We start from the raw sequence: 14,518 nt of genomic DNA, 5'->3' as shown, positions 1-14,518 counted from the left end.
GCGCATAGGAGCGACCGCCTCGGCTGCCGCCGCCGCGCGGGGCCGCCTCGGCCGCAACGGCGCCGAGCATGACGGCGACGCCAGCGATGGCGAAGGCGCGGATGAGCTTCTTGGACCTGAAGAGGGTCTTGGACGACATGGTTTCCCCACGGATGGCACGGCGTTTTCGCCGCCGCTGCACGGACGTTAGCAGCATATGGGAAGCCTGTCGCCGCGAGACAATGCCGCAGCGGGAACGGCAAAACCGGCGGCGGTTTCCCGACGCCGGTTCACGCAGTCCGGATGCAAAAGCCGCTCAGGCGGCTTCGGCGCGCTTCTTGGCGATGGCCGACTTGATCTGCCGCGCCTTGGGCGACAGGTCCTCGGCACGGGCCTTCTGCAGGAAGGCATCGAGCCCGCCATTGTGGTCGACCGAGCGCAGGGCGTGGGTCGACACGCGCAGCGACACCGTCTGCCCCAGAAGGTCGGAGGCGAAGGAGATATTCTGCAGGTTCGGCAGGAAGCGGTGCTTCGTCTTGATGTTCGAATGGCTGACCCGGTGGCCAACCTGAACACCCTTGCCGGTGAGTTCACAACGACGCGACATCTGTCGGATCCCAAAGGTAAAGTGCGACGGCGTCGGCCGGCCGCTGGACAAAATGGTCCTGTTCGGAGAGGCGACGGCATAGTGACAGGACCAGGCCCTGTCAAGCAAAACCGGCGCAGACGAGCGCCAGAAGGATTCCGTCGCATGCCCATCGCCCGCGTCCACCGCATCATCGCACAGGCTCCCGACGACGTCTCGGGGCTTGAGGCGGCCATCGCCGCAGGCCGGATCGACCCCGCCGGCATCCTGGCGATCTTCGGCAAGACGGAGGGCAACGGGTGTGTCAACGACTTCACCCGCGGCTTCGCCACCCAGTCGCTGACCCTGGCCCTCGCCCGCCACATCGGGCCGGAGCGCGCGGCGGCGGTCTGCTACGTCATGTCGGGCGGCACGGAGGGCGCCATGGCGCCGCACTGGACCATATTCGAGCGGGTGGAGGGCGAAGGCGCGCCAGGCCCGGCCCTCGCGGTCGGGAGGGTCCATACCGCGGCGCTGCCGGCGGAGCATCTGGGCCGGCGGGGACAGGTCGAGCAGGTGGCGGCCGGCGTGCGCGAGGCGATGCGCCAGGCGGGCCTCACCGACGCCCGCGACGTCCATTTCGTCCAGGTGAAGTGCCCGCTCCTGACGGCGCAGCGAATCGGAGAGGCGGAGGGGCGGGGCGCGAGCGTCGCCGTCCGCGACACGCTGAAGTCCATGGGCCTGTCGCGCGGCGCTTCCTCGTTGGGTGTGGCAGCGGCCCTGGGCGAGATCGCGGCGGAAGCCGTCACCGATGACGCCATCGGCCGCGACCTCACGCTGTTCTCGGGCCGCGCCAGCGCCTCGGCGGGGGTCGAGCTCCTCGGCCATGAGATCGTCGTGCTCGGCATGTCGGCGGCCTGGTCGGGGGATCTCGCGGTCGACCATGCGGTGATGGCGGATGCCATCGACGTGGAGCCGGTGCGGGCGGCGCTCGCCCGGCTCGGCCTCGGCGCCGCCGGCCAGCTCGATGCGGCAGCCCGCAGCCGGCTGGTGGCGCTGCTCGCCAAAGCCGAGGCGTCTCCCGACGGGGCGGTGCGCGGGGCGCGCCACACGATGCTCGACGATTCCGACATCTCCTCGACGCGGCACGCACGCGCCTTCGTCGCGGGCGCGCTCGCAGGCCTCGTCGGGCGCACCGACATCTACGTGTCGGGCGGGGCCGAGCACCAGGGGCCGCCCGGCGGCGGGCCGGTGGCCGTCATCGCCGAACGGGGCTGATCAGGCAGCGGCGATCATGGCGGCAACGAAGTCGCGGGTCGACTGGCCAATGGCGCCGCCATGGCGCTCGGCGACACCATTCAGGGCGCTGACATAGCCGTCGGTCCAGACCGACATGCCGTCGCCGATGCGGGCGGAGAAGGCGGAGACCATGGCGCCCGCGATGCCGCGCGCCTCGAGTGCCGGCAGGCGTGAGATGCCGGCGTCCTCCAGGCCGCGGTCGGCGTCGACATAGACGGCGGCGCGCACGTCGGCTTTCACCGCCGTCTCAGGCTTGCCGGCGAGCAAGCCGCCATGGGAGGCGGTGACGACGATGTGGCCGGCGTCCTCCTTGCCGACCAGGCCGTTGGAATCGAGCACGAAGACGCGGATGCCCTTCGCCCCCGCCTCGACGACCTCGTGGCGCGCCTCGTCCAGCTGCTGCGGTGTCGGAGAGGGTTGCAAGGTGGCCCCGCCGAGCCGCTCCAGCGCCTCGGCGCAGGCCATGCCGCGCCGGAGCCCGAGGCTGGCGGCAGCGGCGTTGACGAAGGAGAGGACACCGCGGGCCGGCATGTCGGCGCCCCAGCCGATGCGGGCGGAGGTGTGGGAGACGGTGGCACCAGGCACGCCGAGGTCGTCCAGCCAGCCGAGCCCGGAAATGCCCGCCTGTTCCCGGCCGATGCCGGCATCGTTGAGGATCATCGCCGAGACGCCCTTGGTCGCGCCGTACCAGGCGGCATAAACCGCGCCGTGGGAGGCGCAGACGGCGATGCGGCCGCGCGCCTCGGCGGTGAGGTGGGTGACGCTGTCGAGGACGATGGGCGGCGACATCAGAGGACCCGTTCGGCTGGGGCAGGGTCGCCGACTGTTCCAGCCCCGGCACCGGCCGGCAATCGGCGGAGCCAAGCCGTTCGGCGGGGGCCAGTCATGCCCCCCTTCGCCTTGACACCTTCCGCACCGTCCCCACACTCGCGGCAACGACCCGCCAAGGGACGATCGGCCGGCGACAGACCGGCGACCGGGAGGACATGACATGACGGCTTCGGCCGGGCGCGCAGAGCGCCGCTACCTCGTCCGCGAGGAGGACGTTCAGGGCTATCACCCCGCCAACCACACCGGCACGCTGAACCGCCGGCTGATCAGCCGCGAGACGGTGGGCGCGGAATCGGTGGAAATGCTCGTCGGTACCATCGAGAAGGGAAACGGCGCGCTCCCCCACGCCCATCCCGGCATCGACCAGATCTGCTACCTGCTGGAGGGCGCGGCCGAGGCCGAGGTGGACGGCCAGCGCTTCGCCATGAAGCCCGGCGACTCCTGCTTCTTTCCCGCCGGCATGGAGCACGTCTTCACGGTGACGAGCCAGACGCCGGTGCGCGTCCTCGTCATCTACACGCCGCCCTACGAAGAGAACCCGGACAGGGTCATCCGCCGCCGCTGAAGGCGGCGCACACGCAGGTCCCGGGGAGGACACGCATGATCGATCGCAGAACCCTCATCGCCAGCGCCGCCGCCATGGCGGTCGCGGCGCCCGCCCGCGCCGCCTGGCCGGAACGGCCCATCACGCTGGTCGTGCCCTTCGCGGCCGGCAGCGGCACCGACACGGTGGCGCGCATCGTCGCCCAGCAGCTCGCCGCCCGCCTCGGCCAGGGTGTCGTGGTGGAGAACCGGGCGGGCGCCAACGGATCGGTGGCGGCGACCTTCGTCGCCCGCGCGCCGGCCGACGGCTACACGCTGTTCATGACCACCAACACCTCGCATTCGGCCAATCCGAGCCTGATGAGGTCCCTCACCTACGATCCGGTGAAGGACTTCTCCCCGGTGGCGCGGATGGGCAACCTGCCCTTCCTGCTGGTGGTCGACCCGAAGCTGCCGGTGACCTCGGTGAAGGAGCTCGTCGCCCACGCCAAGGCCAATCCGGGCAAGCTGACCTATGCCAGCGGCAATTCCACCGGCATCGTCGCCGGGGCGACCTTCGCGCGGCGCGCCGGCATCGACATCCTGCACGTGCCCTATCGCTCGACGCCCCCGGCTATCACCGACATCATCGGCGGCCGAATCTCCATGATGTTCGTCGACATCACCGCTTCGCTCACCCAGATCAATGCCGGGTCGCTCAAAGCGCTGGCCGTCACCACGGCGGAGCGCTCCAAGCTGCTGCCGAACCTGCCCTCGATGCAGGAGGCGGGGGTGCCAGAGTTCGACATCACCTCGTGGAACGGCGTGTTCGGCCCGGCCGGCATGCCGCCGGAGGTCGTCCAGCGCCTCAACAGGGAGCTGGCGGCCATCGCCACCGATCCGGAGATCTCGAAGAAGCTCGCCGAGATCGGCTTCGACGCCTTCACCCAGACGCCGGACCAGCTCGGCGCCTTCGTCCAGGCGCAGCTCGCCAACTGGGCGCGGATGATCAGGGACGCCGGCATCGAGCCGCAGTGACGTCGATGGATTTCTCCCTCACCGAGGACCAGCAGTCCCTGCGCGCGGCGGTGGAGCGCATCTGCGCGCGCTTTCCCGATGCCTACTGGCTGGAACGGGACACGAAGGGCGGCTTTCCCGACGACTTCCACGCCGCCTTCGCCGAGGCGGGCTTCCTCGGCGTCGCCATGCCGGAGGCCTATGGCGGCTCCGGCCTCGGCATCACCGAGGCGGCCATCATGATGGAGGCGATCGCGGCGTCCGGCGCCGGCATGTCGGGGGCTTCGGCCATCCACCTCAACATCTTCGGGCTCAACCCGGTCGTGGTGAAGGGGAGCGAGGACCAGAAGGCGCGGATGCTGCCCCCTCTCATCCAGGGCCGCGAGAAGGCCTGTTTCGGCGTCACCGAGCCCGATGCCGGCCTCGACACGCTGAAGATCAAGACTCGCGCCGAGCTGCAGGGCGACGTCTATGTCGTCACGGGGCAGAAGATCTGGACCTCGACGGCGCAGGTCGCCGACAAGATCCTGCTGCTCGCCCGCACCACGCCGCTGTCGGAGGTGAAGCGCCGCACCGACGGGCTCTCGCTGTTCTACACGACCCTGGACCGCGCCCATGTCGAGGTGCGCGAGATCGCCAAGATGGGCCGCAAGGCAGTGGATTCGAACCAGGTCTTCTTCGACCGCCTTCCCGTGCCCGCCGCCGACCTGATCGGCGAGGAGGGCCAGGGCTTCGACATCATCCTGCACGGCCTGAACCCGGAGCGCATCCTCATCGCTGCGGAAGCCATCGGCCTCGGCCGCGCGGCGCTGAGGCGGGCGAGCGCCTATGCGAAGGAGCGGCGCGTCTTCGACCGCGCCATCGGTCAGAACCAGGGAATCCAGCACCCGCTCGCGGTCGCCTGGGCGGAGCTCGAGGCGGCCGAGCTGATGATGCTGAAGGCCGCGACCCTCTATGACCGCGACGAGCCCTGCGGCCCCTTCGCCAACGCCGCCAAATATCTCGCGGCGGAGGCGGGCTACCGGGCCTGCGAGACGGCGGTCATGACCCTCGGCGGCATGGGCTATGCCCGCGAGTTCCACGTCGAGCGCTACCTGCGCGAGGCCTGGATCCCCCGCCTCGCGCCCGTCTCCGCGCAGCTGATCCTCTCCTACCTTGCCGAGAAGGTGCTCGGCCTGCCGAAATCCTACTGAACCAGAACAAGACCTCTTCCGGGAAACGCCGATGCAACCGACCCACAACGTCCAGCGCCTGCTGGATCTCTACCTGACCATGAGCCGCATCCGCGCCTTCGAGACGGCGGCGCTCACTGCCCACAAGGAGGGCGTGGTGCCCGGGCCGCTGCACGTTTCCATCGGCCAGGAGGGCGTGGCGGCCGGCGTCTGCCACAACCTCACTACCGAGGACCGCATCACCTCCAACCACCGCGGCCACGGCCACGCCATCGCCAAGGGCGCGGGGGTCCAGGGCATGATGCGCGAGCTGTTCGGCCGCGAGGGCGGCCATTGCCGCGGCAAGGGCGGATCCATGCACATCGCCGATTTCTCGGTCGGCATGCTCGGGGCGAACGGCGTCGTCTCCGGCGGCATTCCCATCGCTGTCGGCGCGGCGCAGGGCCTGAAGATGATGCGCTCCAGCGCCATCGCGGTCTGTTTCTTCGGCGACGGCGCCATCAACCGCGGGCCCTTCCTCGAGGGGCTCAACTGGGCGGCCCTCTATACGCTCCCCGTCCTCTTCGTCTGCGAGGACAACGGCGTCTCCGCCTTCACCGCCACGGACACGGTGACCGCGGGGCCGGGCGTCATCGCCCGCGCCGAATCGCTCGGCGTGCCGGGCGTCACCGTGGACGGCAACGACGTGATGGCGGTGGACGAGGCGGCGGCCCGCCTCGCGGCGGAGGTCCGTGCGGGCAAGGGCCCGCGGCTCCTCCATGCCAAGACCTTCCGCATCACCGGCCACACCTCGACGGATGCCGCCGCATGGCGCGATCCGGCCAGCGTGGAGGAGGCGAAGCGACGCTGCCCCATCGACCGGCTCGCCGTGCTGCTCGGCGAGCGGGGCGTTTCCCCGGCCGACCTCGCCGCGGTCCGGAGCGCGGCCGAGGCGGAGATGGCGGCAGCCGTCACCGATGCGAAGGGGGCGCCCTGGCCGGACGAGGCCATCGCCTACGAGGATGTGCAGGACGTGGGCGCGGTCGCCTATGCGGGAGTTTCGGCATGAGCGGGCAGAGCGTCACCCTCGTCGAGGCCGTGCGCCTCGCCGCCCTCCAGGAAATGCGCCGCGACCCCACCGTCTGGGTGATGGGCGAGGACGTCGCGCGCGGCGGCCTCTACGGCCAGTACAAGGACTTCCTGCCCGAGTTCGGGGCGGAGCGCGTCGTGTCCACGCCGATCTCGGAATCGACCATCATGGGCGCCGGGCTCGGTGCGGCGCTGGTCGGCACCCGGCCGATCATCGAGATGCGCATCTTCGACTTCGTCATGTGCGCCATGGACGAGCTGGTGAACCAGATCGCCAAGATCCGCTACATGTTCGGCGGCCAGGCCAAGCCCTCGGTCGTGGTGCGGATGCCGCACGGCATCTGGCGCAATTCGGCCGCCCAGCACAGCCAGATGCTGGAATCCTGGTTCGTCCACCTGCCGGGAGTCATCGTGGTGACGCCGTCGACCCCGGCGGACGCGGCGGGGCTGCTGGTCAGCGCCATCCGCTCGGACGATCCCGTGCTGTTCTTCGACCCGAAGAATCTCTTCCCCGTTGCGGGGGAGGTCGCGTCCGTCATCGCGCCGATCCCCTTCGGCAAGGCGCGCATGGCCCGCGAGGGCGGCGACCTCACCATCGTCTCCTGGTCGGCGATCATGCCGGCGGTTGAACAGGCGGCGGCGACGCTGGCGGCTGAGGGAATCGTCGCCGACGTGATCGACCTCAGGACGCTCTGGCCATGGGACCAGGAGGCGGTCTGCGCCTCGGTCGCGAAGACAGGGCGGCTCCTCGTGGTGCAGGAGGCGGTCTCGGTGGCCGGCTTCGGCGCCGAGGTTGTCTCGACGGTGGTCGAGACGCTGGGGCCCGCCCGGGTGAAGGCCGCTCGCCGGCTCGGCGCGCCGCGCATCCCGATTCCCTTCTCCCCGCCACTCGAGGACGCCGTGAAGGTGACCCCGGCGAAGATCGTGGCCGCTGCGAAGGCGGCGATGGGGTAGGGCACGGCTCCAATTCAGGAGTGCCCCACCTGCACCCTCCCCTTGTTCGCTTCGCTCCAAGGGGGGGACTTCCGCGTCGCGCGACGCCGGAACGGTCGCGCCAGGCACTGCGGCAGGCGGCGGGGCGCAACGTCGAAGTCCCCCTCCCTGCGCAGCGGGGAGGGTGCGGGTGGGGCTTTGGGTGTCGCCAGCCGTCAGCTACCGGCCCCGTCGACCTTCCGCTTAGGGGAATTACGTATCAGCCCTTATTGTTCCCGTCGCAGGCGGGTGGGACAGTCCGCCTCCGCGGACGATGGGGCGTCGGGCCGCAACGAGGACGTACGCCATGCGCATCCGGGGTCTTGTCGCGGCCGCGGGGCCGTTTGTGGTCGCTGCCATCCTGGGGCTCGCGCCCCTCGGCCCGGTCCGCGCGCAGACGGCAGAGCCGGAGGTCATCGATCTCGCGCAAGCCGCGCCGCGTCCGCAGCCGCGCCCCGACACCGCCCAGCCGCAGCCGCAGCGGGCGCCGGCCCAGGTGCTGCCGCCGCTGCGCGCCTTCCAGCGCGACGACCTCGCCGAACAGGCGCGCCGCTTCGAGGCCTCCATCGCCACCAAGCAGGCGAGCGACACCCGTCCCATCGCCGACATCCGCCGCGATGCCGATGCCGCGGCGACGCGCGGCGACTTCCGCGCCGCTGCCCGCTTCTGGGAGGCGATCGCGCTGCGCTCGGGCACGGATTCGGCGCCCTGGGTGCGCTATTCGCAGGCGCTCGGCGGCGTGCGCACCAACGACTGGCGCGAGCGCCAGCAGCTGCAGACCGACATCACCGCCTCCGCCTACATGGCCTATCGTCGCGCCGCGAACCGCAACGAGGAGGCCTTCGCCCTCGCCCATATTCGCCAGATCATGGTGGCGCGGCAGCAGTGGCGCCCGGCCATCGACATTGCCCGCGCGGTGGTCGAGACGCGTGACACGCCTGAGGCGCGGGAGGCCTACAACCGGCTGCGCGACCAGCATGGCTTCCGCTTCCGCGAGACGAAGGTCGATTCCGACGCGACGCGCCCGCGCGCCTGCTTCGTCTTCACCGAAGGCCTGCGGACGGGGCGCACCGACTTCGCGCCCTATATCCGCCAGACCGGCGTCAACGCCCCGCCGATCACCGTCGAGGACCGGCAGATCTGCGTCGACGGCCTGAGGCATGGCGAACGCTATGCCTTCCAGCTGCGCGAGGGCCTGCCTTCGTCCATCCCCGGCGAGACCTTGACGCGCAACGTGGACGTCACCGTCTATGTCCGCGACCGCACACCCGCGGTGCGCTTCACCGGCCGCTCCTACGTGCTGCCGCGCACCGGCCAGCGGGGGCTGCCGGTCGTCACTGTCAATCTCCAGTCGGTGGACGTCGAGATCATCCGCATGGGCGACCGCTCCATCGCCCAGACCATCCAGGAGGAATTCCCCAAGCCCCTGGAGAGCTACGAGATGCAGCAGCTCATTTCCGAGCGCGGCATCTCCGTCTGGAAGGGCCAGCTCGAGACCGAGAACCGCCTCAATGCCGACGTCACCACCGCCCTGCCGGTGGACGAGGCCGTGCGCACGCTGGAGCCCGGCGTCTATGTGGTCACCGCCAAGCCGACCAACGCCCAGCGCCGCACGGACGACGACGACGGCAGCAACGGCCGCGTCGCCCAATGGTTCATTGTCTCCGACCTGGGGCTGACCGCGCTCTCCGGCGTCGACGGCGTCCACGGCTACGTCCATTCGCTGAATTCGGCGAAGCCCCTCGCCGACGTCGAGGTCCGCCTCATCGCCCGCAACAACGAGGTGCTGGGCACCTCGCGTACGGACGCCTCGGGCCACGTGCGCTTCGCCCCCGGCCTCACCCGCGGCGAGGGCTCGCAGGCCCCCTCGCTCCTCGTCGCCGCGACGGCGCAGGGCGATTATTCCTTCCTCAACCTGCGCCAGCCGGCCTTCGACCTCTCCGACCGCGGGGTGGCGGGCCGCGAGGTCACCGGTCCGCTCGACGCCTTCCTGGTGCCGGAGCGCGGCATCTACCGGCCCGGCGAGACGGTGTACCTGACGACGCTGCTGCGTGACGCCAAGGGTGACGCGGTGCCGAACCTGCCGCTGACCCTCATCGTCGAGCGTCCCGACGGCGTCGAGTACCGCCGCATCGTCACCCAGGACCAGGGCGCCGGCGCCCGGGCCGTGCCGATCCCGATCGTCTCCTCGGCCCCCACAGGAACGTGGCGCGTGCGCGCCATCACCGACCCGCGGAGCCCGACGGCGGGCGAGGTGCGCTTCATGGTCGAGGACTTCGTGCCCGACCGCATCGCGTTCGAGCTCGCGCCGACCGAGCAGCGGCTGACCCGCGACGCGCCGTTCGGCGCCACGGTCGATGCCCGCTATCTCTTCGGCATGCCCGGCGCCGGCCTCGCCATCGAGGGTGAGGTGGTCATGGAGACGACGCCGAGCCTGCCGGACTTCCCCGGCTTCCGCTTCGGCCTCGGCGACGAGGAGCCGAAGCGCGACCGCGAGCCGCTTCCCGACGGCCTGGTGACCGACGATGCCGGCAAGGCCAGCATCGCCGCGCGCTTGCCGCGGATGGAGGACACGACCCGGCCGCTCTCGGCGCGCCTGCAGGTGCGCGTCGCCGAGCCCGGCGGCCGTGCGGTCGAGCGCACGGCGACGGTCTCCGTTCTGCCGGGGACGCCGCTCATCGGCGTCAAGCCGCTCTTCGACGGCGACCGCGTCTCGGAGAACGACACCGCCTCGTTCGAACTCATCGCGGTGGCCGCCGACGGCCGCACCCGGCGCTCCGCCCAGCTCAGCTGGCAGCTGCTGCGCCTTGAGACGCGCTGGATCTGGACCCGCGGCACGTCCGGCTGGGCGAGCCAGGCCGTCGTCTCGACGCGCCGCGTCGCCGACGGCGAGGTTCAGGCCACGGCATCCGGCGCTGCGGCACGCATCGGCGCGCCCGTGCCCTGGGGCCGCTACCGCCTCGAGGTGACGGCGGGCGGGGACGTCGCCGGCCCCACCACGACGGTGCTCTTCGAGGCCGGCTACGGCGCCGGCGGCACGGCCGACACGCCCGACGTGCTGGAGATGAGCCTCGACAAGCCCTCCTATGTCTCCGGCGAGACCATGACCGTTTCGGTCAATGCGCGCTTCGCCGGCTCCGCCACGGTCGCGGTGATGGGCGACCGGCTGCTCGCAGAGCGCACCGTGGACGTGCCGCAGGGCCGCTCCACCATCCAGGTTCCCGTCGGCACCGACTGGGGCTCGGGCGCCTATGCGACGGTGTTCATGCGCCGGCCGCTGGACGCCGCGGCCTCGCGCATGCCGGGGCGGGCCATCGGCCTCGCCTGGTTCGGCATCGACACGGCGGAGCGCCGCCTCAAGGTGACGCTGGAGGCGCCGGAGAAGATGGCGCCGCGCACGGCGCTTCGGGTGCCGGTGAAGGTCGAGGGGCTCGCGCCCGGCGACCAGGCCTTCGTGACGGTCGCGGCTGTCGATCTCGGCATTCTCACCATCACGAACTACCAGCCGCCGAAGCCGGACGAGCACTATCTCGGCCAGCGCCGGCTCTCGGCCGAGGTGCGCGACCTCTATGGTCTCCTGATCGACGGCATGTCGGCAGTGCGCGGCTCCATCCGCTCCGGCGGCGACGGGCCGTCGAACCGATTCTCCGGCGCGCCGCCGGCGCAGCAGCCGCTGTCCCTGTTCTCCGGCATCCTCACCGTCGGGCCCGACGGCACGGCGGAGGCGGTTTTCGACATCCCCGACTTCAACGGCACCGTGCGCCTGATGGCCATGGCCTGGACGGCGAAGAAGCACGGCTCGGCCTCGCGCGACGTCATCGCCCGCGACCCCGTCGTGGTGACCGCGACCCTGCCGCGGGTGCTCGGCCATGCCGACAGCGCCACCGCCCGGCTCGACTTCGTCAACGCCGAGGGGCCGGCCGGGGCCTATCGCGTCACGGTGCGGCCGGAGGGCCCGCTGCGGCTCGGCCAGAGCCAGGCGACCGTCCAACTCGGCGCCAATGGCGGCCGGGGCGCGGTGTCGCTGCCGCTCTCGGCCTCCGGGCTCGGGGTGGGTCACCTCAACGTGCAACTCACCGGTCCCAACGGCCTCGACGTCACCTCGCGCTATGCGCTCGGCGTGCGCCCGGCCCTGCCGGACATCACCCGCCGCACGGTCATGACCATGGAGCCCGGCCAGTCGGTGTCCGTGTCCAGCGACCTGCTCGGCGACTTCCTCGCGGGGTCGGCGCGCGTCGCGGTCTCGGTCAGCCCCTCCACGGCGATCGACGTGCCGGGCCTGATCCTCGCCCTCGACCGCTATCCCTTCGGCTGCACCGAGCAGATCACGTCACGGGCACTGCCGTTGCTCTATCTCGACGTGCTGGCGGCTGCGGAGGGCGGCCTCGGGCTGGAGACGCCTGTGCGCGAGCGCATCACCGACTCGATCGAGCGCATCCTGTCGCGCGCCTCGGGCTCCGGGTCGTTCGGCCTGTGGAGCGCGGGGTCGAACGAGGACGCCTGGCTCGACGCCTATGTGACGGACTTCCTGTCGCGGGCAAAGGAAAAGGGCTACGGAATCCCGACCACCGCCTTCAACCTGGCCATCGAGCGGCTGCGCACCCTGGTCGTCTCGACCAACGGCGTCGGCGACAACAAGGGCATGGACCTCGCTTATGCCCATTACGTGCTGGCGCGGAACGGCCGCGGCTCGCTCTCCGAGCTGCGCTGGCTCGCCGATACCCAGCTGAACGAGATCGCCACCCCGGTGGCGCGCGGGCAGCTCGGCGCGGCGCTGGCGCTGATGGGCGACATGGGCCGGGCCGAGCGCGTCATGGCCTCGGCGGTGACGATGCTCACCGCCCGCGGCCAGGTCGACATGGGCCGGTTCGATTACGGGTCGCGGCTGCGCGACGCCGCGGCGCTGATGGCGCTCGGCGTCGAGGCGCGCGTCACCCGCCGCATCGTCGCCGACGCCCAGCGCGTGGTGGAGGACCTGCGCGCCCGCACCCGCTACCTCTCCACCCAGGAGAAGGTCTGGCTGGTGCTGGCGGCGCAGGCGCTGATCGAGGACGCCAAGCGCATCCGCCTCGACGTCGGCGGCAGCGCCCACGAGGGTGCGCTGGCGCGGACCATCCGCTCCGACGAACTCGGGTCGGGGCTTGCCCTGCGCAATACGGGGCCTGAGGCCGTGCGCGCCGTCGTCTCGGTCACCGGCACCCCGGCGACGCCGGAGCCGGCCGCTGCGAATGGCTTCACCCTGCAGCGCCGCTACATGACGCTGACCGGGCAGCCGGCCGACATCACCCGCGTCGCCCAGGGCACCCGCCTCGTGGTGGTGTTGCAGGTGACGGAGGCGGCCCCGCAGCTCGGCCAGATCATGCTGGTCGACCGCCTGCCGGCTGGCTTCGAGATCGACAACCCGAGCCTCATCGCCTCGGCGGAAACCTCGGCGCTGAAATGGCTGCCGGCGGAATCCGTCCAGCCGGACTACAAGGCCTTCCGCGACGACCGCTTCATGGCCGCCTACAGCCGCACCAGCGGTGCGAACGGCACCTGGCAGGCGGCCTACATGATCCGGGCGGTGACGCCGGGGCGCTATCTCGTGCCCCCCGCCACCATCGAGGACATGTACCGGCCCGAGCGGGCGGCGCGCACCGCGGTCGGCCAGACCGAAGTGACGGCCGGGGGCCGCTAGTCCGATGGCGACCCGGCTGAGGATCGCGGCTGTCGCCGCCGGGGGGCTCGCGCTCGCCGGCCTCGGCGGGGCCGTGGCCTTCCACCGGGCCGGCGAGGGCCCGGACGGGGCGGCGACGCCCTATTCGCGTGAGGTGGTGGACCGGCAGGGACGGCTCCTCAGGCCGTTCCAGACCGACGACGACATGTGGCGCTTCCCCGGCGCGATCGCCGAGGTGGATCCGCTGTTCCTGCGCATGCTGACCGCCTTCGAGGACCGGCGTTTCGCCTCCCACCCGGGCGTCGATCCGCTGGCGCTGGTGCGCGCCGGCGGCCAGTGGCTGCGGAACGGACGCATCGTCTCCGGTGGCTCGACCCTCTCCATGCAGGTGGCCCGTCTCATCGACAAGCGCGAGGACGGTCGCACCATGGCGGTCAAGCTCAGGGAGATGGCCCGCGCCGTGCGGCTGGAGCGCGAGCTCGGCAAGCAGCGGGTGCTCGACCTCTACCTGTCGCTGGCGCCCTATGGCGGCAATGTCGAGGGCATCCGCGCCGCTTCGCTGGCCTATTTCGGCAAGGAGCCGCGCCGCCTGTCGCCGGGCGAAGCGGCCCTGCTGGTGGCGATCCCGCAGTCCCCGGAGGCGCGGCGTCCCGACCGCCACCCGGAGGCGGCGCGCCGGGCGCGTGACCGCGTGCTCGACCGCATGCTGCTCGCTGGTGTGCTGAAGCCCGAGCAGGTCGCCTCCGGCAAGGCGGAGCGCGTTCCCGTCGCCCGCCGCCAGATGCCGACCTTCGCCTGGCATGCGAGCGGCGATGCGGTGGCGGCGAGGCCCGCAGAACGCGTGCACCGCATGACCTATGACCGCACGACGCAGGAGACGCTGGAAGTTCTGCTGCGCGAGCGGGTGCGCGCACTGGGCACCCGGCTCTCCGGGGCTCTCATCGCCATCGATCACCGCAGCGGGCAGGTCATCGCCCGCATCGGCGCCGCCGATCCGCTCGACGCGGAACGTCAGGGCGCAGTGGACATGACGCGGGCGGTGCGCTCGCCCGGCTCGACGCTGAAGCCCTTCATCTACGCCATGGCCTACGAGGCCGGTCTCGCCCATCCCGAAACACTGATCGAGGACCGCCCGTCGCGCTTCGGCACCTATGCGCCGGCCAATTTCGACCGCGGCTACCAGGGCACGGTGCCGACCCGCGTGGCGCTGCAGATGTCGCTGAACGTGCCGGCCGTGGCGCTGCTGGAGGCCGTCGGCCCGCAGCGGTTCTACGCACGTCTCGAACAGGCGGGCATCCGCCCGGTCCTGCCGCGCGGTGAGGTGCCGGGCCTCGCCGTCGGCCTCGGCGGCGTCGGCCTGCGCCTCGCCGATCTCGCCGCGCTCTATGCGGGTCTGGCGCGCGGCGGCGAGATGCCGGAGCTCGTCGAGCGGCAGGG

Annotated in this window: 10 protein-coding genes; 8 read left to right on the top strand and 2 right to left on the bottom strand. The window is 71.6% G+C overall.

The genetic code is table 11. The features are described from left to right. Positions 1–295: 295 nt before the first annotated feature. Positions 296–586 carry a 50S ribosomal protein L28 gene (gene rpmB / locus ACT6XY_RS19505; RefSeq protein ID WP_444749969.1) on the bottom strand — a complete coding sequence of 97 codons (291 nt, stop codon included), beginning with the start codon at positions 584–586 and terminating at the stop codon, positions 296–298. A gap of 144 nt (positions 587–730) precedes the next feature. Here rpmB and ACT6XY_RS19500 point away from each other — a divergent pair, with 144 nt between their 5' ends. Continuing rightward, complete coding sequence (locus ACT6XY_RS19500; RefSeq protein WP_444749968.1) at positions 731–1,822, top strand: ring-opening amidohydrolase; 1,092 nt, start codon at positions 731–733, stop codon at positions 1,820–1,822. Here the strand turns inward: ACT6XY_RS19500 and ACT6XY_RS19495 are convergent, their stop codons facing one another. Then, the gene (locus ACT6XY_RS19495) at positions 1,823–2,632 is read right to left on the bottom strand and encodes a hypothetical protein (RefSeq protein WP_444749967.1); all 810 of its coding nucleotides are present in this window, start codon (positions 2,630–2,632) and stop codon (positions 1,823–1,825) included. Positions 2,633–2,834: 202 nt separating this feature from the next. Here ACT6XY_RS19495 and ACT6XY_RS19490 point away from each other — a divergent pair, with 202 nt between their 5' ends. From ACT6XY_RS19490 to pbpC, 7 genes are all read left to right on the top strand, one after another. Continuing rightward, positions 2,835–3,239: a cupin domain-containing protein gene (locus tag ACT6XY_RS19490; RefSeq protein WP_444749966.1), complete on the top strand. Its 405-nt coding sequence runs from the start codon at positions 2,835–2,837 to the stop codon at positions 3,237–3,239. A gap of 35 nt (positions 3,240–3,274) precedes the next feature. After that, complete coding sequence (locus tag ACT6XY_RS19485) at positions 3,275–4,234, top strand: Bug family tripartite tricarboxylate transporter substrate binding protein (RefSeq protein ID WP_444749965.1); 960 nt, start codon at positions 3,275–3,277, stop codon at positions 4,232–4,234. Positions 4,235–4,239: 5 nt separating this feature from the next. Further along, a complete protein-coding gene (locus ACT6XY_RS19480) occupies positions 4,240–5,406 on the top strand; it encodes an acyl-CoA dehydrogenase family protein (protein ID WP_444749964.1) in 1,167 nt (388 codons plus the stop codon). A gap of 31 nt (positions 5,407–5,437) precedes the next feature. Further along, a complete protein-coding gene (locus ACT6XY_RS19475; RefSeq protein WP_444749963.1) occupies positions 5,438–6,433 on the top strand; it encodes a thiamine pyrophosphate-dependent dehydrogenase E1 component subunit alpha in 996 nt (331 codons plus the stop codon). After that, on the top strand, positions 6,430–7,407 hold the full coding sequence (locus tag ACT6XY_RS19470) for an alpha-ketoacid dehydrogenase subunit beta (protein WP_444749962.1): 978 nt from the start codon (positions 6,430–6,432) through the stop codon (positions 7,405–7,407). Before ACT6XY_RS19475 ends, ACT6XY_RS19470 begins: the two co-directional genes overlap by 4 nt. 325 nt (positions 7,408–7,732) lie before the next feature. Then, positions 7,733–13,102 carry an alpha-2-macroglobulin family protein gene (locus ACT6XY_RS19465; protein WP_444749961.1) on the top strand — a complete coding sequence of 1,790 codons (5,370 nt, stop codon included), beginning with the start codon at positions 7,733–7,735 and terminating at the stop codon, positions 13,100–13,102. A gap of 4 nt (positions 13,103–13,106) precedes the next feature. Then, a partial coding sequence (pbpC, locus tag ACT6XY_RS19460; protein ID WP_444749960.1) for a penicillin-binding protein 1C occupies positions 13,107–14,518 on the top strand: 1,412 nt, incomplete at its 3' end.

The organism is Phreatobacter sp. (assembly GCF_052440005.1).
Taxonomy (GTDB): Bacteria; Pseudomonadota; Alphaproteobacteria; order Rhizobiales; family Phreatobacteraceae; genus Phreatobacter.
The sequence above is the reverse complement of the archived record's forward strand: the minus strand, read 5'-3'. Positions and strand labels throughout refer to the sequence as shown.

What these genes read in the sequence shown, in the direction of transcription:
- ACT6XY_RS19490 (WP_444749966.1), top strand. Translation starts at nt 2,835, where the DNA reads ATGACGGCTTCGGCCGGGCGCGCAGAGCGCCGCTACCTCGTCCGCGAG.
- ACT6XY_RS19470 (WP_444749962.1), top strand. Translation starts at nt 6,430, where the DNA reads ATGAGCGGGCAGAGCGTCACCCTCGTCGAGGCCGTGCGCCTCGCCGCC.
- ACT6XY_RS19465 (WP_444749961.1), top strand. Translation starts at nt 7,733, where the DNA reads ATGCGCATCCGGGGTCTTGTCGCGGCCGCGGGGCCGTTTGTGGTCGCT.
- ACT6XY_RS19480 (WP_444749964.1), top strand. Translation starts at nt 4,240, where the DNA reads ATGGATTTCTCCCTCACCGAGGACCAGCAGTCCCTGCGCGCGGCGGTG.
- ACT6XY_RS19475 (WP_444749963.1), top strand. Translation starts at nt 5,438, where the DNA reads ATGCAACCGACCCACAACGTCCAGCGCCTGCTGGATCTCTACCTGACC.
- rpmB (WP_444749969.1), bottom strand. Translation starts at nt 586, where the DNA reads ATGTCGCGTCGTTGTGAACTCACCGGCAAGGGTGTTCAGGTTGGCCAC.
- ACT6XY_RS19485 (WP_444749965.1), top strand. Translation starts at nt 3,275, where the DNA reads ATGATCGATCGCAGAACCCTCATCGCCAGCGCCGCCGCCATGGCGGTC.
- ACT6XY_RS19495 (WP_444749967.1), bottom strand. Translation starts at nt 2,632, where the DNA reads ATGTCGCCGCCCATCGTCCTCGACAGCGTCACCCACCTCACCGCCGAG.
- ACT6XY_RS19500 (WP_444749968.1), top strand. Translation starts at nt 731, where the DNA reads ATGCCCATCGCCCGCGTCCACCGCATCATCGCACAGGCTCCCGACGAC.